This is a genomic window from Streptomyces caelestis (assembly GCF_001279005.1).
Lineage (GTDB): Bacteria > Actinomycetota > Actinomycetes > Streptomycetales > Streptomycetaceae > Streptomyces > Streptomyces heliomycini.
Genome location: NZ_LGCN01000056.1, coordinates 1 through 1058 on the forward strand (window position 1 = coordinate 1; position 1058 = coordinate 1058).

The following is a 1058-nucleotide window of genomic DNA, read 5'->3' on the forward strand; positions in this document are numbered from 1 at the left end:
TCCGCTTCTTTTTCCGCAGGTGCCGTCCGATGATGTGGTTGACCCGCATCAGCCGGGTCACACGCTTGCGGTTGATCCGCCGTCCCCTCGCGCGCAGCCGGCATGGACGCGTGGGGCGCCATGGGCGCCATCGCGCGCGGCGGGGATGGCGCGGATCTCGCTCACGGTCCGCTTCTCCTCGGCCTGGCGCCCGGCGCGGGCCTGCCCGGTGGCCAGATGGCGGTTACTGAGCTTGTCGGCGTGATGTCGTCAGGGTGAGTCCGGTTGCTGCGAGGCATCCGTCGATGGTTTCGCTGCGGTACTGGAGTTCGCGGAGGGTACGGCGCAGGACGTGCATCAGGTGGTCGGGGTCGGTGAAGGCGGTGTTGTTCTGGCCCGCGCGTCGGACCAGTGACCAGATGCCTTCGACCGGGTTCAGGTCGGGTGCGTAAGGCGGTAACTGGTAGGCGGTGATCCAGTCGCGGGTGTCGATAAAGGCCCGCAGCCGGGCGTCCAGCAGTCGCGGGTGTCGATAAAGGCCCGCAGCCGGGCGTCCAGGTGCACGTTGAGGCTGTCCCAGACGAGCACGAGCGGGGCGCCGAGTTGCTGGTGGGCCGCGGTCAGCAGGTCGCGGTAGTCGGTCCAGGTGAAGCTGCGCCGGCCACCGCGCCTGTGGTCGACGTGCCGCTTGGGCCGGAAGACCAGGCGTGAGCGCTCGCCCTGCTTGTAACAGGCCAGGGCGGCAATCGAGAACCGGTGCCGGGAACGTCCCCTGACTCGGATCACGGGCGTGTGCCCGCGCCTGGCCCAGGTCCGGGAGGTGGGCGGCGTCATCGAGAAGCCGGCTTCGTCCTCGAAAACGATCCAGCCGCCGAGCGCCGCCGCGGCCCTTTTACCCGAGGCCAGGTCTCCTTCACCCAGCCGGCGACCGCGTCCTCGTCACGCTCGATCGCCCGTCGGGCCGGAACCTGATGGCTCCACCCGTGACGCCGGAGCATCCGCGCGATGGCCGAGAGCGTGAGAGTCCGGTGGAACCGGCGCCCGATCAGCGTCTTGATCCTGGCCAGGGTCCAGGCCTG

Annotated in this window: 2 pseudogenes; both read right to left on the minus strand. The window is 69.7% G+C overall.

Annotated elements, in window-relative coordinates:
* Window positions 1-222: pseudogene (locus ADK41_RS42835) on the minus strand (IS3 family transposase); the annotation flags it as partial.
* Between the two features lies 1 nt (window position 223).
* A pseudogene (locus ADK41_RS05875) lies at window positions 224-1058 on the minus strand (IS630 family transposase); the annotation flags it as partial.